Source organism: Devosia ginsengisoli (assembly GCF_024707105.1).
GTDB lineage: Bacteria > Pseudomonadota > Alphaproteobacteria > Rhizobiales > Devosiaceae > Devosia > Devosia ginsengisoli_A.
The window spans coordinates 1-25,859 of record NZ_JANQAJ010000013.1; the positions used below are offsets into that span (position 1 = coordinate 1).

At 62.9% G+C, this 25,859-nt stretch carries 26 protein-coding genes, 3 tRNA genes and 2 pseudogenes; 14 read left to right on the plus strand and 17 right to left on the minus strand.

Features of this window, described 5'->3' with window-relative positions; all coding sequences use genetic code 11:
- The 7 genes and pseudogenes from NVV79_RS20000 to secE form a co-directional block, all read right to left on the minus strand.
- Positions 1–1,459 (minus strand): annotated as a pseudogene (locus NVV79_RS20000) (DNA-directed RNA polymerase subunit beta); the annotation flags it as partial.
- Positions 1,460–1,810: 351 nt separating this feature from the next.
- Positions 1,811–2,188, minus strand: coding sequence for a 50S ribosomal protein L7/L12 (gene rplL, locus NVV79_RS20005; protein WP_146289267.1), 378 nt, complete (start codon positions 2,186–2,188; stop codon positions 1,811–1,813).
- Between the two features lie 70 nt (positions 2,189–2,258).
- On the minus strand, positions 2,259–2,780 hold the full coding sequence (rplJ, locus tag NVV79_RS20010; RefSeq protein ID WP_303993238.1) for a 50S ribosomal protein L10: 522 nt from the start codon (positions 2,778–2,780) through the stop codon (positions 2,259–2,261).
- Between the two features lie 446 nt (positions 2,781–3,226).
- A complete protein-coding gene (rplA, locus tag NVV79_RS20015) occupies positions 3,227–3,919 on the minus strand; it encodes a 50S ribosomal protein L1 (RefSeq protein ID WP_303993240.1) in 693 nt (230 codons plus the stop codon).
- A 4-nt stretch (positions 3,920–3,923) separates the two neighbouring features.
- Positions 3,924–4,352, minus strand: a complete 429-nt coding sequence (gene rplK / locus NVV79_RS20020; protein WP_146289270.1) for a 50S ribosomal protein L11 — start codon at positions 4,350–4,352, stop codon at positions 3,924–3,926.
- A 119-nt stretch (positions 4,353–4,471) separates the two neighbouring features.
- Positions 4,472–5,002, minus strand: a complete 531-nt coding sequence (nusG, locus tag NVV79_RS20025; RefSeq protein WP_056251191.1) for a transcription termination/antitermination protein NusG — start codon at positions 5,000–5,002, stop codon at positions 4,472–4,474.
- 40 nt (positions 5,003–5,042) lie between these two features.
- Positions 5,043–5,237 carry a preprotein translocase subunit SecE gene (gene secE / locus NVV79_RS20030; protein ID WP_303993247.1) on the minus strand — a complete coding sequence of 65 codons (195 nt, stop codon included), beginning with the start codon at positions 5,235–5,237 and terminating at the stop codon, positions 5,043–5,045.
- A gap of 253 nt (positions 5,238–5,490) precedes the next feature.
- Here secE and NVV79_RS20035 point away from each other — a divergent pair, with 253 nt between their 5' ends.
- A complete protein-coding gene (locus NVV79_RS20035; RefSeq protein ID WP_303993250.1) occupies positions 5,491–5,772 on the plus strand; it encodes a hypothetical protein in 282 nt (93 codons plus the stop codon).
- Positions 5,773–5,828: 56 nt separating this feature from the next.
- Positions 5,829–5,904, plus strand: a tRNA-Trp gene (locus NVV79_RS20040).
- A gap of 41 nt (positions 5,905–5,945) precedes the next feature.
- Here NVV79_RS20040 and NVV79_RS20045 read toward each other — a convergent pair.
- The 3 genes from NVV79_RS20045 to NVV79_RS20055 all read right to left on the minus strand — a co-directional run bounded on the left by NVV79_RS20045 (position 5,946) and on the right by NVV79_RS20055 (position 7,550).
- Complete coding sequence (locus NVV79_RS20045; protein ID WP_303993252.1) at positions 5,946–6,338, minus strand: barstar family protein; 393 nt, start codon at positions 6,336–6,338, stop codon at positions 5,946–5,948.
- 31 nt (positions 6,339–6,369) lie between these two features.
- Positions 6,370–6,762, minus strand: a complete 393-nt coding sequence (locus NVV79_RS20050; protein ID WP_303993255.1) for an MAPEG family protein — start codon at positions 6,760–6,762, stop codon at positions 6,370–6,372.
- Between the two features lie 89 nt (positions 6,763–6,851).
- A complete protein-coding gene (locus tag NVV79_RS20055; RefSeq protein WP_303993257.1) occupies positions 6,852–7,550 on the minus strand; it encodes a GntR family transcriptional regulator in 699 nt (232 codons plus the stop codon).
- Positions 7,551–7,649: 99 nt separating this feature from the next.
- On the opposite strand from NVV79_RS20055, the gene NVV79_RS20060 reads away from it, so the two are divergent.
- The 8 genes and pseudogenes from NVV79_RS20060 to NVV79_RS20095 all read left to right on the plus strand — a co-directional run bounded on the left by NVV79_RS20060 (position 7,650) and on the right by NVV79_RS20095 (position 13,458).
- Entirely contained in the window at positions 7,650–8,630 is a 981-nt protein-coding gene (locus NVV79_RS20060) for a C4-dicarboxylate TRAP transporter substrate-binding protein (protein WP_303993260.1), read from the plus strand.
- 57 nt (positions 8,631–8,687) lie between these two features.
- Positions 8,688–9,209, plus strand: a complete 522-nt coding sequence (locus NVV79_RS20065) for a TRAP transporter small permease (protein ID WP_303993263.1) — start codon at positions 8,688–8,690, stop codon at positions 9,207–9,209.
- Positions 9,210–9,256: 47 nt separating this feature from the next.
- Positions 9,257–10,333: pseudogene (locus NVV79_RS20070) on the plus strand (TRAP transporter large permease); the annotation flags it as partial.
- 228 nt (positions 10,334–10,561) lie between these two features.
- Complete coding sequence (gene uxuA, locus NVV79_RS20075) at positions 10,562–11,782, plus strand: mannonate dehydratase (RefSeq protein WP_303994340.1); 1,221 nt, start codon at positions 10,562–10,564, stop codon at positions 11,780–11,782.
- Between the two features lie 82 nt (positions 11,783–11,864).
- A tRNA-Gly gene (locus NVV79_RS20080) sits at positions 11,865–11,938 on the plus strand.
- Positions 11,939–12,170: 232 nt separating this feature from the next.
- Positions 12,171–12,255, plus strand: a tRNA-Tyr gene (locus NVV79_RS20085).
- Positions 12,256–12,391: 136 nt separating this feature from the next.
- Complete coding sequence (rlmB, locus tag NVV79_RS20090) at positions 12,392–13,066, plus strand: 23S rRNA (guanosine(2251)-2'-O)-methyltransferase RlmB (protein ID WP_303993266.1); 675 nt, start codon at positions 12,392–12,394, stop codon at positions 13,064–13,066.
- Positions 13,066–13,458 (plus strand): hypothetical protein, encoded by a 393-nt coding sequence (locus NVV79_RS20095; RefSeq protein WP_303993269.1) that lies wholly within the window; start codon positions 13,066–13,068, stop codon positions 13,456–13,458. Before rlmB ends, NVV79_RS20095 begins: the two co-directional genes overlap by 1 nt.
- A 19-nt stretch (positions 13,459–13,477) precedes the next feature.
- Here NVV79_RS20095 and NVV79_RS20100 read toward each other — a convergent pair whose 3' ends face one another.
- Positions 13,478–14,473: a LacI family DNA-binding transcriptional regulator gene (locus NVV79_RS20100; RefSeq protein WP_303993271.1), complete on the minus strand. Its 996-nt coding sequence runs from the start codon at positions 14,471–14,473 to the stop codon at positions 13,478–13,480.
- 177 nt (positions 14,474–14,650) lie between these two features.
- Between NVV79_RS20100 and NVV79_RS20105 the strand changes: the two genes are divergently transcribed.
- From NVV79_RS20105 to NVV79_RS20115, 3 genes are read left to right on the plus strand one after another with little or no spacing between them, the layout of a single operon-like run.
- Positions 14,651–15,397 carry a glucosamine-6-phosphate deaminase gene (locus NVV79_RS20105; protein WP_303993274.1) on the plus strand — a complete coding sequence of 249 codons (747 nt, stop codon included), beginning with the start codon at positions 14,651–14,653 and terminating at the stop codon, positions 15,395–15,397.
- The gene (locus NVV79_RS20110) at positions 15,394–16,539 is read left to right on the plus strand and encodes an N-acetylglucosamine-6-phosphate deacetylase (RefSeq protein WP_303993277.1); all 1,146 of its coding nucleotides are present in this window, start codon (positions 15,394–15,396) and stop codon (positions 16,537–16,539) included. The genes NVV79_RS20105 and NVV79_RS20110 overlap by 4 nt, the downstream gene beginning before the upstream one ends.
- On the plus strand, positions 16,536–17,753 hold the full coding sequence (locus NVV79_RS20115) for an AGE family epimerase/isomerase (RefSeq protein WP_303993279.1): 1,218 nt from the start codon (positions 16,536–16,538) through the stop codon (positions 17,751–17,753). The genes NVV79_RS20110 and NVV79_RS20115 overlap by 4 nt, the downstream gene beginning before the upstream one ends.
- On the opposite strand, the gene NVV79_RS20120 is transcribed toward NVV79_RS20115, so the two are convergent.
- From NVV79_RS20120 to NVV79_RS20140, 5 genes are read right to left on the minus strand one after another with little or no spacing between them, the layout of a single operon-like run.
- Positions 17,743–18,801: a dipeptidase gene (locus NVV79_RS20120; RefSeq protein WP_303993282.1), complete on the minus strand. Its 1,059-nt coding sequence runs from the start codon at positions 18,799–18,801 to the stop codon at positions 17,743–17,745. The two genes, NVV79_RS20115 and NVV79_RS20120, sit on opposite strands and share 11 nt — an antisense overlap.
- The gene (locus NVV79_RS20125; protein ID WP_303993285.1) at positions 18,794–20,428 is read right to left on the minus strand and encodes an ABC transporter ATP-binding protein; all 1,635 of its coding nucleotides are present in this window, start codon (positions 20,426–20,428) and stop codon (positions 18,794–18,796) included. The genes NVV79_RS20120 and NVV79_RS20125 overlap by 8 nt, the downstream gene beginning before the upstream one ends.
- A gap of 1 nt (position 20,429) precedes the next feature.
- On the minus strand, positions 20,430–21,278 hold the full coding sequence (locus NVV79_RS20130; protein ID WP_303993287.1) for an ABC transporter permease: 849 nt from the start codon (positions 21,276–21,278) through the stop codon (positions 20,430–20,432).
- The gene (locus NVV79_RS20135) at positions 21,275–22,216 is read right to left on the minus strand and encodes an ABC transporter permease (RefSeq protein WP_303993288.1); all 942 of its coding nucleotides are present in this window, start codon (positions 22,214–22,216) and stop codon (positions 21,275–21,277) included. The genes NVV79_RS20130 and NVV79_RS20135 overlap by 4 nt, the downstream gene beginning before the upstream one ends.
- A complete protein-coding gene (locus tag NVV79_RS20140) occupies positions 22,217–23,803 on the minus strand; it encodes an ABC transporter substrate-binding protein (protein WP_303993290.1) in 1,587 nt (528 codons plus the stop codon). It abuts the gene before it with no gap.
- Positions 23,804–23,984: 181 nt separating this feature from the next.
- Here NVV79_RS20140 and NVV79_RS20145 point away from each other — a divergent pair, with 181 nt between their 5' ends.
- Positions 23,985–24,989 carry a S9 family peptidase gene (locus NVV79_RS20145; protein WP_303993293.1) on the plus strand — a complete coding sequence of 335 codons (1,005 nt, stop codon included), beginning with the start codon at positions 23,985–23,987 and terminating at the stop codon, positions 24,987–24,989.
- Here NVV79_RS20145 and NVV79_RS20150 read toward each other — a convergent pair.
- Positions 24,952–25,812 carry a polysaccharide deacetylase family protein gene (locus NVV79_RS20150; protein ID WP_303993295.1) on the minus strand — a complete coding sequence of 287 codons (861 nt, stop codon included), beginning with the start codon at positions 25,810–25,812 and terminating at the stop codon, positions 24,952–24,954. The genes NVV79_RS20145 and NVV79_RS20150 overlap by 38 nt on opposite strands.
- Positions 25,813–25,859 lie beyond the last annotated feature (47 nt).

The window sequence follows — 25,859 nt, forward strand, 5'->3', positions numbered from 1 at the left end:
TGCGCTCCTTGATGGCACGCTCCATGCGGAGCAGGCCAAGGCGATAGGAGTTTTCCATGAGTTCGCCGACCGAACGCACGCGGCGGTTGCCGAGATTGTCGATGTCGTCGATTTCGCCGCGGCCATCGCGCAGGTCGACCAGGGTACGGACGACTTCGACAATGTCTTCCTTGCGCAGGGTGCGCATGGTGTCCGGCGCATCGAGCTCGAGGCGCATGTTCATCTTGACGCGGCCAACGGCGCTGAGGTCATAGCGCTCGCTGTCGAAGAACAGCGACTGGAACATGGCTTCGGCAGTATCGACGGTCGGCGGCTCGCCGGGGCGCATCACGCGGTAGATGTCGAACAGGGCGTCTTCACGCGTCTCGTTCTTGTCCACGGCCAGCGTGTTGCGCAGATAGGCGCCGATGGTGACATGGTCGATATCGAGGATCGGCAGCTCGTCGAAGCCCAGTTCGAGCATCTTGGTCAGCGTCTTCTCGTCGAGCTCGTCGCCTGCCTCCATGTAGACCTCGCCGGTCTGCATGTTGATCAGGTCCTCGGCGACATACATGCCATAGAGGTCTTCGTTGACCGCCAGCAGGTGCGTCAGGCCGTTTTCGGCCAGATTCTTGGCCTGGCGGGCCGAGAGCTTCTTGCCGCCCTCATGCACGACGTCGCCGGTCTTGGCGTCGATCAGGTCGTGGGTCGGCTTGGCGCCCTTCCACTTCTCGGCGTCGTAGGGAACGCGCCAGCCCTTCTCGGTCTTCTCGTACTGCAGGGTGCTGTAATAGGTGCGCAGGATTTCCTCGGCATCCATGCCAAGGGCCTTGAGCAGCGAGGTAACCGGAATCTTGCGGCGGCGATCGATGCGCGCATAGACGATGTCCTTGGCGTCGAATTCGATATCGAGCCAGGAGCCACGGTAGGGAATGATACGGCCGGCAAACAGCAGCTTGCCCGACGAATGGGTCTTGCCCTTGTCGTGATCGAAGAACACGCCCGGCGAACGGTGCATCTGCGAAACGATGACGCGCTCGGTGCCGTTGACGATAAAGGTGCCGTTCGACGTCATGAAGGGCATGTCGCCCATATAAACGTCCTGCTCCTTGATATCCTTGACCGAACGGGCGCCGGTTTCCTCGTCCACTTCGAACACGATCAGGCGCAGCGTCACCTTGAGCGGGGCAGCGAACGTGATGTCGCGCGCACGGCACTCGTCGATGTCGTACTTCGGCTGCTCGAACTCGTACTTCACGAATTCGAGAGAAGCGGTATTGGAGAAGTCGGTGATCGGGAAAACCGAACGGAAGACGGATTGAAGCCCTTCATCGGGACGGCCACCCTTGGGCTCGTCGACGAGGAGGAACTGATCATAGGAGGCCTTCTGGACCTCGATCAGGTTGGGCATCTCCGTGACTTCGCGAATGGAACCGAAGGACTTGCGAACCTTGCGGCGGCCGTTGAACGTGGTAGCCATGAAAGCTCCTGTTTCTTTGCGATTTGTCTCGGAGGCAGATATCCAAAAATCCGACTATCAGCCGTCGGGTCTCGGGATATTTGCCCTTTCTCAGGCAGTTACGTGGGCTCAGCGATATCTGAAACCTTCCCGAGCCAAGGGAAGAGGGGCATAAAAACGCCAAACACCCCATGGTCGAAGAACCATAGGGCAACGTGGACGTCAGCGTGCCTCAGACATCGAAATCGTCATATATTCCGCAAATTGGCGCCAGGGACCCATCCAATCGGTCCGGCGAATCATCCCGTGAAAACGAGAATGCGAAATGGCACATAGAGCGCCATTTCGCAGATTTCAAGGCAAAAGTCGAAATTACTTGAGTTCGACCTTGGCGCCGGCGTCTTCCAGCTTCTTCTTGATGTCTTCGGCTTCAGCCTTCGAAGCGCCTTCCTTGACGGCCTTGGGAGCCGCTTCAACCAGAGCCTTGGCTTCGCCGAGGCCCAGGCCGGTGATGGCACGGACTTCCTTGATGACGTTGATCTTGTTGTCGCCGAACGAGGCGAGGATCACGTCGAATTCAGTCTTTTCTTCAGCGGCAGCAGCCGGGGCGCCAGCGCCGCCAGCGGCAGCAACGGCAACCGGAGCGGCGGCGGAAACGCCCCACTTTTCTTCGAGGAGCTTCGACAGTTCGGAAGCTTCCAGAACGGTCAGGGCAGACAGGTCGTCAACGAGTTTGGCGAGATCGGCCATTTGATAAATCTCTCTTTTTCAGGTGTTCAGTTCAAACCGGCCCAAATTCCACAGGAACGGGGCCATGGGGTTACGCTGCTTTGTTGCTCTGTTCCGCATGAGCGGCCAACACGCGCGCGATACCACCAGCCGGTGCGACGACGACCGACGCGATACGCGTGGCGGGCTGCTTGAGCATCCCGGCGAGCGTGGCGCGCAGTTCGTTGAGCGACGGCATGGTCGCCAGCGCCTTGACGTTATTCGCGTCAAGCGCGGTCTTGCCCATTACGCCACCAAGAACGACGTATTTCGCGTTCTTGTCAGCAAACTTCGCCGCAATCTTCGGCGCAGTCATGGGGTCTTCCGCATAGGCGATGACGATCGGGCCGGTAAACAGGCCCGAAATGTCGGCGTGGTCGGTGTCTTTCAGAGCAAGCTTGGCAAGACGGTTTTTCGCGATCTTCACATAGCCACCGGCACCCTTCACCTCACGGCGAAGCGATTCCAGATTGGCTACGGTCAGACCGGTGTTCTGCGCGAGAACGATCGACCCAGCGCCCGAGAGGGCTGACTGAAGCGATGCGACAAGCTCACGCTTTTCCGCTCTTTCCACTGCTAGTCTCCACATTGAGCCCGGCGAAAGTCAGCCGGGCCATTGCCAATTGCTGCCCTCCGATCTCCCGAGGGAGGAGAGGAGCAACGGTTACATGCCTGTCAACCGTGCTGCCCGCGAGGGCAACTGGCCTGGTTCGAACCGGGATCACCCTGCCCTTGCGGACAGGAAAATTCGGTCTTCACCCCATCTATGCTGGCGTCATCAGACATTAAGCCAACCCAAATCGGCTGGCACCGGCAGTCTCGGACAGGACTTTCACAACTTAATGAGAAAAGCTCATCAAAGTTGTGATTCAGGGCAGCAAAAGCCGCCCAGAACTGGTTTGGATGAGGGCTAATGAGTAGACCTCATCCTGAGCTTGTCGAAGGACGAGGTCGTGCCTCGCAACCTTCAACGTGCCCGACCTCGTGGTTCGACAAGCTCACCATGAGGTCTTCGAGAACTTACAGAGCCGAAGCCGGCTCCACATGCACGCCCGGGCCCATGGTCGAGCTCACGGCAACCTTCTTGACGTAGGTGCCCTTGGCGCCGGCCGGCTTGGACTTCTGCACGGCGTCGGTGAACGCCTTGATGTTCTGCAGCAGGGCTTCTTCCGAGAAGGAAACCTTGCCGACGCCCGCATGCAGGATACCGGCCTTTTCGACGCGGTACTCAACAGCGCCGCCCTTGGCAGCCTTGACGGCGCCTGCGACATCGGGGGTAACCGTGCCAACCTTGGGGTTCGGCATCAGGTTGCGGGGCCCGAGGATCTTACCCAGGCGACCGACCAGCGGCATCATGTCCGGGGTGGCGATGCAGCGATCGAAGTCGATCTTGCCGCCCTGGATAGCTTCCATCAGGTCTTCGGCGCCAACGATATCGGCACCGGCAGCCTTGGCTTCATCGGCCTTGGCATCCTTGGCGAACACGGCCACGCGCACGGTCTTGCCCGTGCCGTTGGGCAGGTTCACCACGCCACGGACCATCTGGTCGGCGTGGCGCGGATCGACGCCGAGATTGATGGCGATTTCGACGGTTTCGTCGAACTTGGCCGAGGCGCGCGACTTCACCATCTTGATGGCTTCGTCGAGCTTGTAGAGCTTGTTGCGGTCAATGCCCTCGCGGGCCTTGGCGATCTTCTTACCAACATGTGCCATCTGATCAGCCCTCGACCTGAATGCCCATGGAACGGGCAGAGCCGGCGATCATCGACACGGCAGCGTCGATATTGTCGGCATTGAGATCCTTCATCTTCTTTTCGGCGATATCACGCAGCTGGGCCACGGTGATCGTACCGGCCGATTCCTTGCCCGGCAGCTTGCTGCCCGACTTGAGGTTGACGGCCTTCTTGATGAAGTAGGTGACCGGCGGCTGCTTCATCTCGAAGGTGAAGCTCTTGTCGGCATAGGCGGTGATCACGACCGGAATGGGCGAGTTCTTTTCCATTTCCTGCGTGGCGGCGTTGAACGCCTTGCAGAATTCCATGATGTTCAGGCCGCGCTGACCAAGAGCCGGCCCGATCGGCGGGGACGGCGTCGCGGCGCCAGCCGGCACCTGCAGCTTTACGTAGCCAACGATTTTCTTTGCCAATTTCGTCTCCTAGACAGTGGCACAATTGCCGTTCAGGGAACCGTGGTGCGGAGTGCGTAGGCGGCTTGGCAACCACCATCCCCTTCCACGGGTTTCCGCCGGATCGCTCCGGCGGGTGGTCAGACCTTTTCGACCTGACCGTATTCGAGCTCCACCGGAGTGGGACGCCCGAAAATCGAAACTTCCACCTTGAGGCGGGCGCGTTCCTCGTCGACCTCTTCCACCACGCCGTTGAAGCTGGCGAAGGGACCGTCGGAAACACGCACATTCTCGCCCACTTCGAACGAGACGGAAGGCTTGGGATGCTCCACGCCTTCCTGCACCTGCTGCAGGATAGCCTGGGCTTCCTTTTCGGAAATCGGCATCGGCTTGTTGTCCGAGCCAAGGAAACCGGTGACCTTGGGCGTGTTCTTGATCAGATGGAACGCCTCGTCGGTCATGTCCATCTTCACCAGCACATAGCCCGGGAAGAACTTGCGTTCGGCATCGACCTTGCGCCCGCGACGGACCTCAACGACCTTCTCGGTCGGCACGATCACGTCCTCAAACAGGTGCTCGAGCTTTTTCTGCGCAACCTTCTGGCGGATGTCTTCCGCCACCTTGCGCTCGAAATTGCTGTAAGCCTGAACGATGTACCAGCGCTTGGCCATAAAGCGTCGCCGCTCCTAGTGAATAGTGTCCGTTACCCGCTTAGCGGATCGAAAGCATCAGCCCGACAGCCCAGGAAATGACCTGGTCGGCCAGAAGGAAGAACAGGCTCGCCAGAATAACCAGCACGAGGACCATGACCGTCGAGATCAGGACTTCGTTACGACCCGGCCAGGTGACCTTGGACGTTTCCTGCCGGACTTGCTGCAGGAACTGGATCGGGTTCGGGCGGGCCATATGCGAATCTACTCTTTGGGTTTTTGGTGCAAAACCAAAGGCCGCGCAGGAGTCCCGCACGGCTGGAATGTGGCTATCTAGAGAAACTTGGCACCAAATGCAACAGGCCGCGCCAACAATGATCGCGACCCGCCGACTCGCGCATCGATCAAATTGTTAACGATTCGTGAAGAACGTCTAAAATCCGGCTTGCGCGCGTGCCCGCAATGACATTTGATCCAATCGTGACGAAAAAGCGGCGGGAGGCTGTGGCATGTCTTCTGATGGTACGAGTTTCGCGGTCAAGGGCTGCGAGGTCCGCTATTACGGGCCGCACCAGACCATTGCCGGCCGCATCACCGGCGTTGTGCGCGTCCAGATCGAAGAACATTTCATGGGCAATACCAGCCGCTATCACCTCGATCTCAAGGTGAAGGCCGATGTCGGCGCCGTCGACACGCCCACCGTGCGCACCGCCCTGCTCACCCATGCCGCCCACCAGCTCAACCGCCTCAAGGCGCGCCACAGCGACACCCTGCCGGTGGCGGCGGAATAGCGCGCGAAGAGGTCTTGCGAAACGCGCCCATTGCCATTAGACACACCCTCGCCTGAAGGGGTTTAGCTCAGTTGGTAGAGCATCGGTCTCCAAAACCGAGGGTCGTGGGTTCGAGTCCCCCAGCCCCTGCCAGGCGATTTCCATGATTGCTGGAATTTTATCGACCCGCCGCGCTATCGCGCCTGCAGGTCGATATTGGGATGTTCGGCGATGATTTGCAGGACGATCTCGAAATAGGTCGGCCCCGTTCCTGCCTCCAGCGCCGCCAGGTCAGACTTGATCCGCTCGACGTCGTATCGTGACGGTTCCGCGAGCTTTTTGAGATAGTAGGCGCGGGTCGTGTCGCGTCCGAGCACCTCGCGGCAGGTCTCGAAAGCGTTCCAGACCAGCGTAACATTGGGTTCGCCATGCAAGGCACCAAACCCGCCATACAGCAGGTCGTCCAGCGCATCGAGGCTTGGTCCGAGCTGCCAGTCTGCATCGGCCATGAAGACGCGATTGATCTCGTCATAAAATGACGGGATGTCGTGAACTCGGCTCCCTTCGATGACAAGCGTTTTGGGCATCATGCGCCTTCCATATGGTTGGGGCCCGCGCCTAGCTCCAGATATGGGGTACCAGCGGAATGGCAAGCAGCACATTGCCCAGCAGGCTCGTGAGAAAGCTCACCGAGCGCCACGGCACCAACCCCTTCATGTAGCAATAGGCATGCGCCACTCGCGCCACGAAATAGAGGCCGGCGCCGGCAAGCGACAGCCAGCCCTGCTCGCCCAGGACGATGGAGAGGACCGCCAGCACGAGGAAGATCGGCAATGTCTCCTGCAGGTTGGCCAGGGCACGGCGCGCCCGCGCCAGTTCGCGACTGGGCTTGGGCAGGTCGTCGCGCGGCCCCATCTGGGCCTCGGTTCCAACCTGCTCGGTGAGATAGCGGCTGGGCAGCCCGACCTGCACCAACAGCAGGAGGAGCACGAGAAAAATGATCAACAGCACAATGAAATTCCTTTTGCCCGACAACGGGACACAAACGATCCTGCCACCCTAACGCCTGGGAGCCGCAGGGGATCGCCCTTTACAATGAACTATTCGGTGAACCAGTCCGAATGCGCCGCTGCCACTTTGGGCAGGGAGGTCAGGATTTCGCTCAGATGCTCGCGGATGCCCGCCTCGGCGGCATCGGCATCGTGCCGGCGGATGCCATCGGCAATGGCCGCATGCTGGCCGATCAGCGTTTCGAGCGGCGTGGCATCGGCCAATGATAGATAGCGCACCCGGTCCATCTGTGCCTTGAGGTTTTCCAGCAGCCGCCAGGCGCGTTCGCAATCGGCGGCCTGGGCGATGGCCTGGTGAAAGGCCTCGTCGAGCCGCAGGAACTCGGCAAGGTCCCCTGCCCGGTTGGCCATGCGCTGGCGCTCGATCAGCGTATCGAGCAGGTCATGCTGGCTCCGTTCGGCCTCAGCCGCCGCTTTCCTGGCTACCGCCACTTCCAGGGCCTCACGAATGAAACGGGCATTTTCCACCTCCCGCCGTGAGATCATCACCACCGAGGTGCCACGCTGCGGCCGGATTTCGACCAGCCCCACTTCCGCCAGCTTGATGAAGGCCTCGCGCACCGGCTGCCGCGACACGCCGAACTGGCGCGCCATCTCGGCTTCCGACAGCGGATCGCCCGGCCGCAACTGCAGTTGGATGATGGCCTGGCGCATGGCCTCGAACACCTTGTTACCCACGGTAGCGGGCCGCGCGAGCGGGTTGATGCTGTCAGACAGTGGCGAAATCATCGTCTTTCTTGACTCCCGTATACTACCATACTACCATTTCTTCATAGCCGCTGCATAGATGCCGGCTCGTCGCGGCCCCGGCCGCAAGGGAGGAACCACATGAAATTCATACCGCTCGCAGCGGCTTTTGCTGCTGGCCTGATCGTCTCGTCTTCCATTCCGGCTCTGTCGGCTGACTATACCCTCAGCGTCAATACCGCGCTCGCCACCTCGGACCCGCTCTACAAGGGCCTCGAAGCCTTCCGCGACAATGTCGCCACGGCCTCCAATGGTGCCATCGAGGTCAAGCTGTTCCCCAATTCCCAGCTCGGCCCCGATGAGGACGTGCTGGAACAGGCCCGCGCCGGCGCGCCGGTGGCCGTCGTGGTCGATGGCGGACGCCTTGCGGCTTTCGTCAACGAGTTCGGCGTGCTCGGCGCTCCTTATCTGGCCTCGGGCTATGACGGCATCCGCAAGGTTGTCGTATCCGACAAGTTCGAGGAATGGGTGAAGAAGCTGCACGACACGTCGGGCCATCAGGTCCTGTCGTTCAACTGGTGGCAGGGCGACCGTCACCTGTGGACCAAGGGGCCGGTGAATGTACCAGCCGACCTGGCGGGCAACCGCATGCGCACCATCGGTTCGCCAGTCTGGATCGAGACGATCACCGCCATGGGCGCCGTACCCACGCCGATGCCCTTCGCCGAAGTCTATTCGGCGCTGGAGCAGAATGTCATCGATTCCGTGGAAGCCCAGCTTCCCGCCGGTTTCGGCGCCAACCTGCAGGAAGTGACCTCTGTCCTGACCAAGACCGGCCATGTCAACCTGATCACCGGCCTCGTCACGTCGGGCCCGTGGTTCGACAGCCTGCCGGCCGAGTTGCAGACCGTGCTGCGCGACGAAGCGCTCAAGGCCGGCGACATCGCCTCCTACGGCACCCAGGACGCCCTGGCCCAGATCGAAGCCGATCTGGTCGCAGCCGGCATGACCGTCAACGAGATTGATGTCACGCCCTTCAAGGATGCCACAGCAGGTGTCTACGAAAAGCTCGGCTACGGTGCCCTGCGCGATGAACTCCAGGCCATCGCCAACGCTCCGTAATCCATCGAAAGCGGGCTCCTGCGGGAGCCCGCAGCCTCTTACCTATCGGAGCGCACCATGCTCAAGCGTCTGGCTCAACTCGAGCTGGCGATCTGCTTCGCCCTGCTCGCCGGCATTACCGGCCTGGTCTTCACCGCCGCCCTCATGCGGTTTTTCGGCCACCCGCTGATCTGGTCGGTGGATATGGCGCAACTGCTCTTCATCTGGCTGTGCTTCTTCGGCTCGAACAAGGCCATGCGCGAAAAATCGCATCTGGGCATGGAAGTGCTGGTGTCGCGCCTCGGCTACCAGCGCCGTTTCTGGCTCGAATTCGCCTGCTCGCTGGTCATTCTCGCGTTCCTGGCGGTCCTCGCCGTCGAGGGCTGGAAACTCACCATGCTCAACAGCGAGCGCACGTTCGGGGACAGTACCCTCTCCTATTCCTGGGTCACGGTGGCCGTGCCCTTCGGCTGTGTGCTGCTCGGCGCTACGCTGATCTACAACATGGTCCGCGCCTTCCAGGGCAGGCAGCAGGAATTGCTCATCTATAACCGCACGCAGGCCGAGATCGACGCCAGCGCACCCACGCTGGAGCTCTAGAAATGGCCCTGATCGGTATCGTCTTCGTCATTCTCATGGTCATCGGCATGCCCGTCGCCTTCGCGACCGGCATTTCGGGCTTCATCTTCTTCTTCACCACCCAGGGCATGCCCATGTCCATCGGCGTGCAGAAGATCGCCTCGATGAGCCAGAGCTTCCCGCTGCTGGCCGTGCCCTTCTTCGTATTGGCTGGCCATCTGATGAACGAAAGCGGCATCACCGCCCGCCTGCTCAGGGTGGCGCTGCTTTCGGTCGGCTGGATGTCGGGCGGACTGGCGCAGGTCGCCATCGTGCTCTCCACCCTCATGGGCGGCGTTTCCGGCTCCGCCGTGGCCGATGCCGCCATGGAGGCGCGTATCCTGGGGCCAACCATGGTGGCCAAGGGCTATGGCAAGGGCTTTTCGGCCGCCGCCATCGCCGTAGGCTCGCTTATCACCGCGACCATTCCGCCCTCCATCGGGCTGATCCTCTATGGCTTTGTCGGCAATGTTTCGATCGGCCGGCTGTTCCTGGCCGGCATCATTCCCGGTATCCTGATGATGGCCGTGCTGATGGCCACCACCTATGTCATCGCCAAGCGCCGCAAATATGTGGTGGCCGACAGCGCCCGCCCCACCTTCAAGGCCCTGGCTCTGGCCTGCTGGGATGCAAAATGGGCCCTGCTCTTCCCGGTGGCGCTGGTGCTGGCCATTCGTGGCGGCCTCTTCACCCCATCGGAAGTAGGTTCGGCCGCCGTGGTCTACGCCCTGGCCATCGGCTTCTTCGCCCATCGCGAACTGACCCTGGAAAAAGTCTGGCGCTGCTTCGGCCAGGCAACCTCCGATGTCGGGCTCATCATGCTCATCATCCTGATGAGCGGCATGGTCGGCTATGCCACCATCTATATGCAGGTACCGCAGGAACTGGCCGGCTGGATGCTGGCCGGGATCACCGACCCGAACATGATCGTGCTGGTCATCCTGCTTTTCCTGCTGCTGGCCGGCCTGGCGCTCGACAGCACCGTCATGGTGCTGCTGCTGACGCCGATCTTCGTGCCGATCATCACCCAGGTGGGCATGGACCCGGTGCATTTCGGCATCCTGATGATGTCGATCGTCACCCTGGGTGGCATGACCTGGCCCAGCGGCTCGGCCATGTTCGCGGTCTGCTCGCTGATGAATGTGTCGATCGAGGAATATTCCATCGAGATCGATTCCCTTCATCAGCGCCGTGGTCGCGCTGATCGCCGTACTGCTGTTCACGCCCGACCTGGTGCTGTGGCTGCCGCGCCTCGCTTTCGGCAACTGATCTCTCCCCCACTGCGGGCCGTGCTTTCACGGCGCGGCCCGCATCTTTCTCTTTCGGAGACTTCCATGAAGCAGACCTGGCGCTGGTTCGGCCCGCAGGATCTCACCAGTATCGACGATATCATCCAGAGTGGCGCCGAAGGCATTGTCTCGGCGTTGCACCACGTGCCCAATGGCGTGGTGTGGAGCCCGGAGGAAATCACCCGCCGCCAGCACCAGATCACCACCCGCAAGGATGGCTCGCCCTCGGGCCTCACCTGGGACGTGGTCGAAAGCCTGCCGATCTCCGAGGACATCAAGAAGCAGACCGGCGACTGGCGCGTCCACATCGCCAATTACCGCACCAGCATGGAACATCTCGCCGCCGCCGGCATCGACGTCATCTGCTACAATTTCATGCCGGTGCTGGATTGGACCCGCACCGCCCTGCGCTGGCGCCTGCCCCATGGCGGCACCTGCATGCGCTTCGACATCCACGACTTCGCCGCCTTCGACATCCACATTCTCGCGCGCCCTGGCGCCAGCGAAGACTATACGCCCGCCATCGCCGAAGAAGCGGCCATACGCTTCGCCCTGCTCGATGACGCCGGCAAGAGCACTCTGGCGCGCAGCGTCACCATGGGTCTGCCCGGCTCGACCGATTCCATGTCGCTCGACGATATGCGCACCCATCTCGACCAGTATGGCGCCATCTCGGCGGATAAATTGCGTCGGCACTTCATCGACTTCCTCGAACAGGTCGTGCCGCAGGCCGAAGATCTCGGCCTGCGCCTTTGCTGCCATCCGGACGATCCGCCATTCCCCCTGCTCGGCCTGCCGCGCATCATGTCAACAGGCGCCGATTTCAGGGCTGTTCTTGACGCGGTCGACAGCCCCGCCAATGGCATGACGCTGTGCTCGGGTTCGCTTGGCGCGCGTCCCGATAATGACCTGCCTGGTATCATGGCCGAACTGGGTCACCGCGTGCATTTCCTGCACCTGCGCAACGTCAAGCGCGAAAGTACCGCAATCAAGGGCTCGTTCCACGAGGCCGAACATCTGGAAGGCGATACCGACATGGTGGCGCTGATTGGCGTGATCCTCGCCGAAGAGCGCCGCCGCAAGGTTGCGGGCCGCGCCGACTGGCAAATCCCCATGCGCCCCGACCACGGCCAGGACATTCTCGATGACCTCAACCGCACCACCGCCCAACCCGGCTACCCCACCATCGGTCGCATGAAGGGGCTGGCGGAGTTGCGCGGCATCTCGCGGGCGCTCGACCATGCCAATGTGCGTTACCACGCCTAGCCGCACGCATTTTCCATGCCCACAAGCACTTGTCAGGCCCGGTCATGCCGGGCTATTGGCTAGCGGGTCGGTCACCGACCGGGCGGGTATAGCTCAGTGGTAGAGCAGCAGCCTTCCAAGCTGAATATGCGGGTTCGATTCCCGCTACCCGCTCCAAATCTTCCTTGGAATTGCTTTATTTTCCGGACGAGCCCAACGGGCCGTTTCATTGCCTTTTTCAGGCCGCGCGGGTGCCGATTCGTCGCATCCGTTCACCACAACCGCACCACCTCCCCGGTTTTTTACGGGGCTTTGCCAAAGGGGTGTTGACACGCTGTCATGAGACCACCATAAACCGCCCGGACGACGCGCCCCGGCGCTTCGTTTCCTGCCCAAGGCGACGTTCCGTGGAGGGGTGGGAGAGTGGTTAAATCCATCAGACTGTAAATCTGACCGCTTAGCGTACACTGGTTCGAATCCAGTCCCCTCCACCAACGCCCTTCCCGCACCGGACATGCTTGCTGGCCCGCCGCAAAGGCGCTAGGGCATTGCCATGAGCCGCAACAAGTTTCCCCCCAGCCGAAATACGATCCCGATACCGGGCCGGTCTATCTCTATGGCCTGCATACGGTGCGCGCCGCGCTGGACAATGCCAACCGCATCAAGAAGGTGCTGCTGGCCACGCCCAACGCGCTCAACCGGCTGAAGGAGACCGGCGAGATCGGCAAGGTCACCGTCAAGGAGACCACGCCTAAGGAGCTCGACCGCCTGCTGGGCGATGATGCCGTGCATCAGGGCGCCGCGCTGGAAGTCGATCCGGTGAGCCGCTTTGGCCTCGATGATATCAAGCCGCTGAAGCTCGTGGTCGTGCTCGACCAGATCACCGATCCGCATAATGTCGGCGCCATCCTGCGCACGGCCTGCGCCTTTGGCGCCGATGCGGTCATCACCACCGCCCGCCACTCGCCGCGCGAAACCGGCGTCATGGCCAAATCGGCCTCGGGCGCGCTCGACCTGGTGCCAATGATCGAGGTGCGCAACCTGGGTGACGCGCTGGAAAAGCTCAAGCAGCGCGGCATGTTGGTGCTGGGTTTTGATTCTGAATCGGAACATCAGCTCAAGCCCCGTACGGGCGATCAGCCGCTGGCAATCGTCATGGGGGCTGAGGGCAAGGGCCTGCGCCAGCGCACCCGCGAACTCTGCGACGAAATGGTCAAGCTCGACATGCCCGGCCCGATCAAGTCGCTCAACGTTTCCAACGCCGCGGCCATTGCCCTGTTCGCGGCCACCGCCGGACGGGTCTGATGAGCCAATTTGCCCCCTTCGCCATCGCCCTGCGCCTCTCGGGCGTCACCATCGACCAATATGCGCTCGATGCCGCCCTCAAGCAGCTCACCAGCCGCTACGAGCCCGAAGATGCCGAGGCGAGCCACTATGCCCAGGTGGACGTGCCGGTGAACAATCCCGTACGCGCTTTGCTGGAACTGGCCGAGCGCTCCGGCCTCGCCATCGCGGCCATGTTGGAAGACCGGCGCATCGGCAAGGCCGTGCTCGACATCGCCTTCGACTATCCCGAGCATGGTGAAGCCATGTCAGCCCGCCTGCCCGCCCATGTCGCCGCCGCCATTGCCGGCCATGGCATCGATATCGAAGTGTCGGTCTACCTGACCGATGTCGAGGAAGACGACGAGGACTAACGCCAGGCGCGCCCCGGCATCATTTGCGTGCGGCCGTGCTGTTGCGGATCACCAGGTGGGTCTTCAGCACGTGGCGGACATCGACGGCGGGCGAGCCGCCGAAATTGTCCACCAGCAGCGAAATCGCCACTTCGCCCGCCGCCACGCAATGATTGGAGATCGTGGTCAGGGCCGGGCTGGTCGTGGAGCCCAGCACATCGTCGCAGCCGACAACGCTGATCTGCTCCGGCACCGCGACGGCAAGGTCCGCCAGGCCGGCCAAAATACCCTGGGCCAGCAGGTCATCGAAAGCCACGCAGGCCGTGGCACCCGAAGCGACCACGCGCTCCGCCGATTTCCGCCCACTCTCATACGTCGATCTGTTCGCCGAAATCGACGAGACCTCAAGCCCCTGCCGCCGGGCAGCATTGCGAAACGCGGTGCGGCGCTGCGCATTCGACCATGAAGTCGCCGGGCCGCTGACATAGGCCAGGTGGCGATGGCCGAGTTCAGCCAGATGGGTCACCGCATCCTCCATGCCCGGAGCGCTGTCGATCAGCACCCGCAGCATATTGTCGATGTCGCGATTGATCAGCACCAGCGGCATGCGCTGGGCATAGGCCCATATCTGCGTATCTGAGAGCCGGGACGAGACGAGGACGACCCCATCCACCTGGCTGGCGAAGCGCTCGAGCAGTTGGTCCTCGCGCTCCGGTTTTTCGTCGGAATCACCGAGAAAGACGCAAAGGTCATAATCCTCGGCCTTGCGCTGCGCCGCGCGGATCAAGGGCGGAAAAAACGGATTGGCGACATCGGGCACGACAAGGGCGATATTGCGCGACCGGCCGGTGCTGAGCGCCTGCGCCACCGGGTTGGGCGTATAGCCCAGTTGCTTGGCCACTTCGAGCACGCGCGCGACAGTTTCGCGCGTCAGCCTTTCGGGCTGCGAGAATGCCCGCGAGACCGTGGAACGCGCCACGCCGGCCTGCGCCGCCACCTGGCTGATCGTCGGCCGCTTGCCGCCTGTCCAGTTCATATTCTGCCTCGCCAACACCTGCCCTAGGTTACTGTTTGCCACATTTGTCGAAATTTCGCTACATTGACTTGGCAACCGGTTGCATGATAGTTCGCACCACAATGTGAGGACGACCGGACGCCCCTCCCCGCCCGGCTAGCGGCTTCAGTTCGGCACCATCAGGGAGGCAGAGAAAACATGTCGCAAAAGTCGGGTTTTACGGTCAACCATGCGCCAGATCGCGCCACGCTCGAGCGGCAATCGGCACTGGCTATCGCGGACTCCCTCCGCTCCCTTCTCGCCCGGCAGCAAACCGTGCGCGCGGTATTCGCGGCCGCAGCCAGCCAGTTGGGCACCCTGGCCCTGCTGCGCCAGCAGGACGGGATAGACTGGCATCGTGTGGAAGCCTTCCACATGGATGAATATGTCGGGTTGCCGATCGAACATCCCGCGCGTTTCGGCAACTGGCTGAAGCGCAACGTCTTCGACCACCTGCCTTTGGGTGCCGTGCATCTCATCGAGCCGGGTGCAGATGCACAAGCGGCGGCACAGAACTATGCCGCGCAATTGGCCGCGGCGCCCATCGATCTCGTTTGCCTGGGGATTGGGGTGAACGGCCACATCGCCTTCAACGATCCGCCGGTCGCGGACTTCAACGACCCGCTGACCGTCAAGGTGGTCGAACTGGATCTGGTCTGCCGTCAGCAACAGGTCGATGATGGCGAATTCGCCACCACGGCCGATGTTCCCCGGCACGCGATCACGCTGACGATTCCGCAATTGATGGCCGGCAAACGGCTGATCTGCATCGTGCCGGGCGCCAGCAAGGCCGCAGCCGTGCGCGGCACCATTCACGGACCGATTGACACCGCCTGCCCGGCGAGCATCCTGCGCCGGCACGACGACTGCACCCTTTATGTCGATCAGGAATCCTATCCCCAATGAGCGGCAGCGGCGAGATTTCCGGCATTGACCCGGCAACCGGTCAGCCGCGACGCATTCATTTCGAGAACGGGCTGATCACCCGCATCGAGCCCGCTGCCGAAGCGGAGCACTATCTGGCGGCGGGCCTGATCGACCTGCAGGTCAACGGCTATGCCGGCCACGACCTCAATTCCGGCACGGTGGACGCCGCCACCGTTCGGGCGCTGGGGCAGGCCCTGCTGCAACACGGGGTCACCAGCTTTGCGCCCACGCTCATCACCGCGAGCGAAGCCGGCTTGCTGCACGGACTGCGGACCATCGCGCTGGCCCGCGCCAGCGACCCCGTATTGGCGCAGATGATCGGCCATATCCATGTGGAAGGGCCCTGGATTTCAGCCGAAGACGGCGCCCGAGGTGCGCACCCAGCGGCGCATATCCGCGCTATCGACCTCGACGAATTCCAGCGCTGGCAGTCGGCCTGCGATGGGTTGGTCGGCATGGTCACGCTCTCGCCGCACAGCCCCGATGCACCCGAAAAAATCCCGCATCTGGTGCGCATGGGCGTACAGGTGGCCATCGGCCATACCCATGCCACGCCGGCACAGATTGCCGCCGCGGCCGAAGCCGGCGCCAGCGTTTCGAACCACCTGGGCAATGGCATTGCCACCACCCTGCCCCGGCATCCCAACGCGATCTGGTCGCAACTGGCCGACGACCGCCTCACTGCCGGGCTGATCGCCGATGGCCACCATCTCGATGCGAATACGTTCAAGGCCATGCTACGCGCCAAGGGCGCAGGCCGCGCCTTCCTGGTTTCAGATGCCGTGGCTTTGGGCGGACTACCGCCGGGCCGCTATCGCCAGCCGATCGGCGGCGACGTCGAATTGAGCGCCGATGGGCGGCTGAGCCTGGCCGACACCCCTTACCTGGCCGGTGCGGCACGTAACCTGGCAGAAGGCGTCGCCATTGCCATCGCCATGGCCGGCCTGACGCTCGCCGAGGCGCTCGATCTCGCCAGCCGCCAGCCCGGCCGGCTCATGGGCGGCCGCGGCAGGCTGGAGGTTGGCGCAGCGGCGGATGTGATCTGCTTCGACTGGGCACCGGGGCAGACCAACCTCGATATCCGCAGCGTCTATCTGCGCGGGGAGCGCGTTGTAGGATGAAGGGTGGCGATCTCGACAGCCAGTTGCGCGACTGGCGAAGCAAATATGTTGCCCTCAACCAGGCCAGCCTCCAATGGCTCCTCGATCGCCCTACCTTGCCCGGCGGATGGCTCAACACCAAGGTCAACAGCCTGACGCTGGCCGACTATGGCCGGGATGACGGCCTCCGAGCGCCGCAATACACCTATGGCTGGATCCAGGGGCGCGGGCTGGAAGCGCTGGTGACCCATGCCGGGTACCTGCAAGCCGAAGCCCCCGATCTCGCCGCGCGGGCCATGAACGGGGCCCGATCGCTCTACGAAAACCTTGCCGCACTCTATGCGGAATACGGCAACGGCTATTTCCTCTACGACGGCGATCGGATTCCCATTCATATGGACTCTGCGGGCCAGGCGCATCGGCAACTGCCGGGCGCCGGCTTCGCCACCTATTCACAGGCCTTCATGCTGAAGGGCCTCATCGCCGCCGCACAGGGCTTCGACACACCGCGCGAGGCCGCCTGGCGCGGACATATGCAGACGCTTATTGCCGATCTGGAGAATGGGCACTTCATCCAGAATGAGCGCCAGCCGCTGGATGCGGCCGCCCTGTCCGGCGAACGCGAAAATTACGGCCCTCGCATGATCCTGCTCGGCGCCGCCGCATTACTGCGCGAGCGTGGCCATGAGGCCGACGCCGCCTTTGGCCATCGTTTCATCGATCATGTCCTCAACCGCCACATGAATGCCAAAACGCATCTGCTGCGGGACGAGCCGGATGGCGATCTGTGCAATCCCGGCCACGCCATCGAATTTTTCGGCTTCGCGCTCGGCTTCGTCGCTGCGGACGACCCGCGTATTCCGCAATTGCTGCAAGGATTGCTGGCCTGTTGTGAAGCGGGGTTCCACGGCCCCGGGGTCGCCATCGCCGTATCGGTGAAAACCGGCGCCGTGCTCGAACCGCATTTCCCCTGGTGGACCCTGCCCGAAACGATCCGGGCGACAGCTCTGGCCTATGAGCGGAGCGGCGATGAGCGGTTCATCGAATTCTGGCGTCGGGCCGACACCGCTTTCTGGCAGAACTACCTGCGCTCCGATGCGCCCATCGCCTTCCAGAACCGCGACTGGACCGGGCCAGTGGACCGGGTGCCGGCGACATCCGATCTCGACCCGCTCTATCATACCGGCCTGTCGCTGCTGGGTGCGATCCGGGTCGTCGACCGCCTCACCCGATAATGCGGCCCAGCACATCCATCCAATTGCGCCAGGCCAGCCGTTCGACCAGCTCCTGACCATAGCCGGCATCGGCCAGCGCTTTGATCAGAGCCGGCATGCCGGCTATGTCGCCAATGGCTTCCGGCACTACCGCGCCATCGAAATCCGAGCCGAACCCCACTCGGCCCTCGCCCAGCCGCTCGATCAGATAATCGAGCTGCCGCACCATGAGCGCCATGTCGGTATCGGCGCGCATGTCGCCGTCATCACGCAGGAAGGCGGTGGCGAAGTTGAGGCCCACCATGCCGTCGGAATCCCTGATAGCATCGAGCTGGCGGTCGGTCAGGTTGCGCGCGGCCGGGCAAAGGGCATGAGCGTTGGAATGGGTGGCCACCAACGGCGACTGTGACAGCTTGGCTACATCCCAAAAGCCCTGCTCGGTAATGTGGGAAAGATCGATCAGCATGCCGAGCCGGTTGCACTGCCGCACCAGATCGCGCCCCGCATCGGTCAGGCCCGGCCCGGTATCCGGCGAGCTCGGAAAGCGGAACGGCACGCCATGGCCGTATCGGTTTGGGCGGCTCCACACCGGCCCCAGCGACCGCAAGCCGGCGGCATACAGCACCTCCAGCATGTCGAAATTCGCATCGATGGGCTCGGCGCCTTCCAGATGCAGCACGATCGCCAATCTGTCCGCGGCAAAGGCGGCTTCGATATCCGCCCGGTTCAGACAGAGTGCCACCCTGCCACCAGCCTGGTCGAGGATGCGACGCAGCAGTGCGACCTGCGCGAGCAGCGATGCCTGGGCAGTTTCGAGCGCCAGCAGCCCCGGCAGTGGCATGTCGACACCATCGGGTGTGCGGTGCTCGGCAAAATCGAAACTGCCGCCCGACGGACAGAAAACCGCGAACAGCCCGCCGGCCACGCCACCCTTGCGTGCACGCGGCAGGTCGATATGGCCATCGGGCGACCCATTGAGGAAGGCGCCGGCCGGGTCGGCTACGCCCGACATGACGAGCCGTCCGAGAACATCGTTATGCCCGTCGAAAACCCTGACTGGGTTAGTCATTCGCTTCTATCTCCGTGAAGCTGTGTTTCTGGCCCGGCACCGCTGCCAGCAGCCGTTTTGTGTAATCGGATTGCGGACTGCCCAACACGGCCGCGACACTGCCGGATTCGGCAATCCTGCCACGCTGCATCACCACGATCGTGTCGCTGATCTGCGCCGCCACGCGCAGGTCGTGGGTGATAAAGAGAATACTGAGATCGAGCCGCCGCCTGATGTCGTCGAGCAGCCGCACCACCTGCTGCTGCACCGTGGCATCGAGAGCCGAAACGGCCTCGTCGGCGATCAGAACCTCGGGCTGCAATGCCAGCGCACGCGCAATGCAGATGCGCTGCCGCTGCCCGCCGCTGAACTGGTAGGGAAACCGATCCAGCGAATCCGGCCGCAACCCGACCAGTTCCATAAGCTCGGCGGCGCGCGCCGTGGCTTCTTTCCGCGAAGCGCCGAAATTCATCGGTCCCTCGATGATGGACTCGCCCACTTTGCGACGCGGGTTGAGGGAGCGGTTGGGGTCCTGGAACACCATCTGTACGCGCTGGCGCTGCCGGCGCGACCCGGCGGCCTGCGAGACATCGCTGCCCACCACGATCTGCCCGCCAGATGGGACAGTCAGCCCGGCAAGGCAGCGCGCCAGCGTGCTCTTGCCCGATCCGGATTCCCCCACGACGCTCAGCACTTCCCCGCGACGCAGCGTCAGGTCCACGCCGCCCACGGCATCGAACCGCTCCTGGCGAAACAGGCCCTTGCGGCGCGTGAAGCTCTTGCGCAGGTCGGTCATGCGCACCAAGACGGGGCCGAGGTCCTTCGGCTCGGGTCGTACGCTGCCCAGCTCGGGAATGGCATTGATCAGGGCACGGGTATAGTCCTGCCGAGGGTTTCCCAGCACGGCCTCGGCACTGCCCTGTTCGACCACCTGCCCATGCTGCATGACCACGACATGGTCGGCAATATCGCGCACCACGCCGATGTCATGGGTGATGAACAGAACACCGGTGCCCCGCCGCACCTGCAGGTCCTTGATGAGCCGCAGGATTTCAGCCTGCGTGGTCACGTCCAGCGCCGTGGTCGGTTCATCGGCGATGAGCAGCATCGGATCGAGAATCAGCGCCATGGCGATCATGACCCGCTGCCGCTGCCCACCGGAAAGCTCATGCGGATAAGCGCGGCTGATCTGTTCCGGGCTCGGAAGCTGCACGGCCTGCAAAGCCGCCAGAACCTGCTCCCGCCGCTCACCTGCGCCGAGCTTCGGCCGGTGGATCTTGAGGACCTCCTCGATCTGCGCCCCCACATTCACCACGGGATGCAGGGCCGTCATCGGCTCCTGGAAGATCATCGATACCTCGCGGCCGACGATCTGCCGCCTCTGCTGGGGGGTGACCTTCAACAGGTCCCGCCCGGCCAGCGAAATGGTGCCACGCACCCCGCGTTGCAGCACGCGCGGCAGCAGGCCCATCGTGGCCATGGCGGTCAGGGACTTCCCCGATCCGGATTCGCCCACCAGGCACACCATCTCCCCGCGGCGAATGCGCAGGTCGAGATTGGCCACGGCGTGAGGGCGGTCGGCCCCGATCGGCAGGTCGATCTGCAGACCTGCTATGTCGAGCACTGCAGGCTCTTTGGTCTGGTTCATATCAGTCACTCTTGAGCCGCAGCGGATCGGTGGAGTCGCGCAATCCATCACCCACCAGATTGACGGCGAGAACCGTGGCGGTAAGGAAAAGCGCAGGCACGAATACCCCCCAGGGCGCAATCTGGAAGGCCAGGCGCCCTTCGGCGATCATGTTGCCCCAACTGGGCATTTCCGGCGGCATGCCGACGCCCAGGAAGCTCAGCAGCGATTCCGCCACGATGGCATTGGCGCCGACATAGGTGCCGATCACGATGAGCGGCGCCAGCGCGTTGGGAATGAAATGCCGCCACAGCAACATGGGCAGCCGCGTCCCACCCATGCGCGCCGCTTCGACATAGGGTTCAGTGCGGATGGACAGCGCCAGGCTGCGCGTCAGGCGCACGGTATCGGGCAGGCTGGGAATGCCGATGGCGATCAGCAAGGCCCATAGTCCGCCGCCCCACATGACGACCATGGCAACGCCGACCAGCACCGCCGGCATGGCCATGATGCCGTCGATCACCCGCATGATCAGGCCATCCAGCCAGCGCACCGAACCGGCCAGCAATCCCAGCACCACGCCGACACACAGCACCGCGATACCGACAAGAAATCCCACCGTGAGCGAGATGCGGCCGCCATGCAGCGCGCGCGTCAGTACGTCCCGGCCGATGCGGTCGGTCCCGAGCCAGTGTTCGCCCGATGGCGGCTGCAGCCGCGCGGCGGGATTGATGTCGGTGGGGCCATAGGGGCTGATCCATGGCGCCAGAACGGCGGTGGCGACCAACACGGCCAGAACGGCTAGCCCGAATATCGTGACAGGATCGAGTTGCAGCCGCCGCATGGGGGCCGGGGATGCTATGTCGCTCATTGGCGGATCCTCGGATCGAGCAGCGCATAGATCATGTCGACCACCATGTTGACGAAGATGTAGATGAGCGCCGTCACCAGGATGACGCCCTGGATGATGGGGAAGTCACGCTTGAGAATGGCTTCCGTCACCAACCGCCCCAGGCCGGGAATGTTGAACAGCGTCTCGGTGACCACCACCCCGCCCAGCAGCCCGGCGAAACTGGAGCCGATAATGGTGATAATCGGCACAGCGGCACAGCGCAGGGCATGGGCCGTAAGCACGCGCAGCGGCGTGGCGCCCTTGGCCCGTGCGGTCCGCACGAAATCTTCTTTGAGCATGTCGAGCACCGCCGCGCGGCTGACGCGGGCAAACAACGACATGTAGAAGGCGCCTAGCGTGATGATCGGCAAGGTCATGCCCCGCAGGAACTGTCCGAAATCAGTCTGTGGCGGGGTAAAGCCCTGCACGGGAAACCAGCCGGGCACCAAGGCAAGCCAATAGACCAGCGTATAGGCCACGATGAAGATCGGCAGCGAAAAGCCGATCGAGGCCACGCCCATCAGCAGCTTGTCGGGCCAGCGCCCCGCCGTAACGGCCGCGAAAGTGCCCATGGGCACCCCCAGCACGACCGCGAAGAGCAGCGTACCGATCGCCAGTGCGATGGTCGGACCGATGCGCACCGAGATCATATCGACGACAGGCGTGCCGTAAAACAGCGAGCTTCCCAGATCACCCCGCAGGGTGTTGCCGGCCCAGTCGAGAAACTGGATCGGCAGCGGACGGTTAAGCCCCAGCGCTTCGCGCAGCGTCTCCACCTCGGCGGCGCCGGCACTGTCGCCGGCGATGATCCGGGCGGGATCGCTCCCGCCCAGATGCACCACGAGAAAGACCGCCAGCATGACGATGGCGATGACCGGCACGGTTGCCAGCGCACGCCGGAGGAGGAAAGAGATCATCTATTGCGCGACCTTGGTCACCCCGTAGAGCGGCGATGCCGCGCCGATGACGACATTGTCGACATTGACGTTCCAGGCATCGAATAGCTGGTACTGGCCACCGGGAACGAAGGTCATCAGCTCATAGACGCGCTGCTGGAACTCATCGGCAATCTCGCGGCGCTCCGCCGGATCGGACGTCAGGGCAAAGCGTGCCTTGATGGCCTCCGCCTCGTCGTCGCACGGCCACCCGGCCCAGGCCGCTTCGCAATTGGTCTTGCCCGGCAGGTTCGAGATCGGCGTATCGAGCAAGCCGCCCGAGGCCGTGGTGATGAACATGTTCCACCCGCCCTCCGTTTGCGGCTCCGTCTTCGCCCGCCGCTGGATGATGCTCGCCCAGTCGGACGCCGCCAGTTCGACATTGAAGCCGATGCTGCGCAATTCCTGCGCCGCGATAAGTGCGAAATTGTTCACCGTGGGAAGATCGGTAGGCTGCAGCAGCACGATCGGCTCGCCACCATAACCGCTCTCTTCCACCAGCTTGCGCGCCGCTTCCACATCGCCCGAACCGATAAGCTCCGTACCGATGTCGGTGGAATAGGGGCTATCGCAGGTATAGATCGACCGGCACTCCTTGCCCTCCCCCGGCGCAACGGCGGCCTGCAGATAGCTCTGCTGATCCACTACCATGGCGAAGGCCTGTCGCGCCTTGGCATTGTCGAAGGGCGGGTTGAGCGAATTGAAGCGCAGGACGATCAGTTCGCCGCGCGGATCGCGCGCCGCTACTTCCAGATTGTTGTCCGCCCGCAGGATGGGCAGCATATCGGCGGGCGGGCCTTCGACGAAATCCACCTCGCCGGCCATCAGCGCATTGGCGGCCGTCTGACGGTCGGCGATAAAGGTCCAGACAATGCGGTCGGTGCCGGCAACCTTGCCGCCGGACAGCATGTCCTGCGGCTCCGAACGCGGCACATAGGCCTCGTTGCGGTCGAAGACCAACTGGATGCCCGGCTTGGATTCCTCGGCATTATAGCTGTAGGGCCCCGAGCCGAGAGGCACGGTGAACGGAATGTTGGGGTCATCGCCGATCAGCGACTTCGGATACATGAAGGGAATGGGCTGATCCACCTTGGCCAACACGTCCAGCACCAGCCCATAGGGCGCGTTCAGCGTCAGCACGAATGTCTTGTCGTCGACGGCCACCAGGGACTCAGTGCTCGCCTTGAGCGTGCCGCCCATGCCGTCCTTGGCGAAGAACCGTTCCAGCGAAGCCACGCAGTCCTCGGCCGTTACCGGCGTTCCATCATGCCAGGCCAGCCCGTCGCGCAGCACGAAGGTGTAGACCAGCCCGTCGTCGCTCACCGTGTAGCTATCGACCATCTGCGGATGCGGGACCAGGTTGCTGTCCATCGCAAACAGCGTATCGAACACCAGGAACCCCATATTGCCGGTGATCTTGGCGGTAGTCTGGCTGGGATCGAGCGTCGGCAGGTCGCTCGACGGCACGAATTTCAGCACGTTTTCCTGCGCGAAGACCGGACCGGCCAGCGCGGTTCCGGCCAGAAAGGCCACAGCCAGAGCGGCCGCGAAAAAGTTACGTTTAGGCATCACCAATTCTCCCTTGTCGCGCCACCCCGGGGCACGCGCCGATCCTCCTCGCCCGCACGGCCCACAAATCCAGAGCAAGCACTGAGGCGATGTTGGAAACGCTATAGTGCAACCGGTTGCATGTCAACGCAGCCGTAAGTAGGATACTGGCAGCAACACAGGGAGTGCCGCGCAGCTTCACATGACCCATATCCCGAAAATCCAGGTCGAAATGCACAAACAGGATTATATTTCAAAGCTCTGGGAGCTTCTGCGCACCCAGCCGGCCACGGCACCGCAAGTTGTCCGCGCGACAGATGAAGACCATGGCGACTACATGGTTGAGTCCCTCGACCTGGACTATGCCGGAACCATCATCCGCGGGTTTCTGACACGTCCCAAGGCAACCGGTCGCCATCCTGCCATGCTCTATGCCCATGCGCATGGCCGTCGCTACGACATCGGCGCCCGCGAGCTATTGGATGGTCGGGCCGCGTTACGCGGCCCCTTGGGTCCGGTTTTCGCCCGAGCCGGATTCGTCACCCTGTGCATCGATATGCCGTGTTTCGGAGCCCGGGCCAGTATTTCGGAAGATGCCCTGGTGAAGCAGACGCTCTGGCGAGGAAGCACCGTCATGGGACAAATGCTGAGCGAACTGTCCGGCGCGCTAAGCTATCTCTGTGCCCGCCCGGATGTGGATGCGGAACGCATCGGCGCGTTCGGCATTTCCATGGGCGCCACCCATGCCTATATGCTCGCCGGGCTCGACGCCCGCATAAAGGCCGTTGCTCACCTGTGCTGCTATGCCGATTTCGAGACGTTGATCGAACTCGATCATCACGACCTGCATGGTCACTATCTCACCATTCCCGGATTTTCCCACGCAACGTCGGTGGGACAGATCGCCGGCCTTATCGCGCCGCGGCCACAACTCATCTGCAATGGTGCCGACGATCCGCTGACCCCGCCATCGGCGGTCACGCGCGCCTATAAGGAAACCGAGGCAGCCTATCAGGCATCCGGCAGCCCGGAAAATCTGCGCTATATTGCCTATCCCGACACCGGCCACACCGAAACCGATGCCATGCGGGACGAGGTCATGGCGTTCTTCGCAACGCATCTCGGACAAGCGAAAAGACTGACAGGCGTCAGGGGAGCTGGTCGACGCCCTAGAGCGTCCCCCGCAGCGGCGGCGCATCGGCCGTGATCACGTCGCGACCGAAGACCCCGGTATCCTTGGGCACGAGGCGCACCACCGAATAGCCGCGCTCCTGCAATTGCGCCAGGAACAACGGCAGCGTCTGCACCGTGCGCTGGTGGATGTCGTGGAACAGGATGATGCCGCTGCCCCGCGCGTCCAGCCGCGCCATGGTCCGCGCCACGACGGTCTCAGGCGTGTCCTTGTAGTAATCCTTGCTGTCGATATCGACATCCAGAATGACCATGCTGCCCTGCATCAGATTGGTACGCAGGAAGCCGGTCTGCGACAGATAGGGGAAGCGGAAGAAGGGCGAGAGCACCTGCCCGCCCCCGGCCAATGCCAGCCGCACCGCCCGTTCGCCTTTGGCAATCTCATCCAGCGCCGCCTGCCGATCGAGCGTGCTCAGGTCGACATGGTCGAACGTATGGCTGCCCACCGTGTGGCCGCTCGCCGCCACCTGTTGCGCCAGAGTCGGGTGGGCCTGTGCCGACGCCCCCAGCATCAGGAACGTCGCCTTGACGCCGAAATCGCGCAAAGTGGCAAGAATTTCGGTCGTCTTGCCGGGCCGCGGACCATCGTCGAAGGTCAGGATGACTTCGCCGGGACGCAGGATGATGTCCGTCGTCGAGGCCACGGCCAGCGTCCGCCCGCCGAGATTGCCCGACGAAAAGATCTGCTCGGGCATGGGCTGTTGAGAAATCGGCTGCGAGGCCGGCAGGATGCTGTTGGTGATCAGCGGCGCCGCATTGGCCTGCTGTTGCGCCACCATATGCGGCTCGGGTGGCTTGGCACAGCCCGCCAGCGCCGCACCCGCAACCACAAGACACATAACAAAACGCGAAAGCGACACAGCCTGAACTCAGCACGATCAAAACT

Coding starts and splice junctions, on each gene's coding strand:
- rplL (WP_146289267.1), bottom strand. CDS start 2,188: ATGGCCGATCTCGCCAAACTCGTTGACGACCTGTCTGCCCTGACCGTT.
- rplA (WP_303993240.1), bottom strand. CDS start 3,919: ATGGCACATGTTGGTAAGAAGATCGCCAAGGCCCGCGAGGGCATTGAC.
- nusG (WP_056251191.1), bottom strand. CDS start 5,002: ATGGCCAAGCGCTGGTACATCGTTCAGGCTTACAGCAATTTCGAGCGC.
- secE (WP_303993247.1), bottom strand. CDS start 5,237: ATGGCCCGCCCGAACCCGATCCAGTTCCTGCAGCAAGTCCGGCAGGAA.
- NVV79_RS20035 (WP_303993250.1), top strand. CDS start 5,491: ATGTCTTCTGATGGTACGAGTTTCGCGGTCAAGGGCTGCGAGGTCCGC.
- NVV79_RS20045 (WP_303993252.1), bottom strand. CDS start 6,338: ATGCCCAAAACGCTTGTCATCGAAGGGAGCCGAGTTCACGACATCCCG.
- NVV79_RS20055 (WP_303993257.1), bottom strand. CDS start 7,550: ATGATTTCGCCACTGTCTGACAGCATCAACCCGCTCGCGCGGCCCGCT.
- NVV79_RS20060 (WP_303993260.1), top strand. CDS start 7,650: ATGAAATTCATACCGCTCGCAGCGGCTTTTGCTGCTGGCCTGATCGTC.
- NVV79_RS20065 (WP_303993263.1), top strand. CDS start 8,688: ATGCTCAAGCGTCTGGCTCAACTCGAGCTGGCGATCTGCTTCGCCCTG.
- uxuA (WP_303994340.1), top strand. CDS start 10,562: ATGAAGCAGACCTGGCGCTGGTTCGGCCCGCAGGATCTCACCAGTATC.
- NVV79_RS20095 (WP_303993269.1), top strand. CDS start 13,066: ATGAGCCAATTTGCCCCCTTCGCCATCGCCCTGCGCCTCTCGGGCGTC.
- NVV79_RS20100 (WP_303993271.1), bottom strand. CDS start 14,473: ATGAACTGGACAGGCGGCAAGCGGCCGACGATCAGCCAGGTGGCGGCG.
- NVV79_RS20105 (WP_303993274.1), top strand. CDS start 14,651: ATGTCGCAAAAGTCGGGTTTTACGGTCAACCATGCGCCAGATCGCGCC.
- NVV79_RS20110 (WP_303993277.1), top strand. CDS start 15,394: ATGAGCGGCAGCGGCGAGATTTCCGGCATTGACCCGGCAACCGGTCAG.
- NVV79_RS20115 (WP_303993279.1), top strand. CDS start 16,536: ATGAAGGGTGGCGATCTCGACAGCCAGTTGCGCGACTGGCGAAGCAAA.
- NVV79_RS20120 (WP_303993282.1), bottom strand. CDS start 18,801: ATGACTAACCCAGTCAGGGTTTTCGACGGGCATAACGATGTTCTCGGA.
- NVV79_RS20125 (WP_303993285.1), bottom strand. CDS start 20,428: ATGAACCAGACCAAAGAGCCTGCAGTGCTCGACATAGCAGGTCTGCAG.
- NVV79_RS20130 (WP_303993287.1), bottom strand. CDS start 21,278: ATGAGCGACATAGCATCCCCGGCCCCCATGCGGCGGCTGCAACTCGAT.
- NVV79_RS20135 (WP_303993288.1), bottom strand. CDS start 22,216: ATGATCTCTTTCCTCCTCCGGCGTGCGCTGGCAACCGTGCCGGTCATC.
- NVV79_RS20140 (WP_303993290.1), bottom strand. CDS start 23,803: ATGCCTAAACGTAACTTTTTCGCGGCCGCTCTGGCTGTGGCCTTTCTG.
- NVV79_RS20145 (WP_303993293.1), top strand. CDS start 23,985: ATGACCCATATCCCGAAAATCCAGGTCGAAATGCACAAACAGGATTAT.
- NVV79_RS20150 (WP_303993295.1), bottom strand. CDS start 25,812: ATGTGTCTTGTGGTTGCGGGTGCGGCGCTGGCGGGCTGTGCCAAGCCA.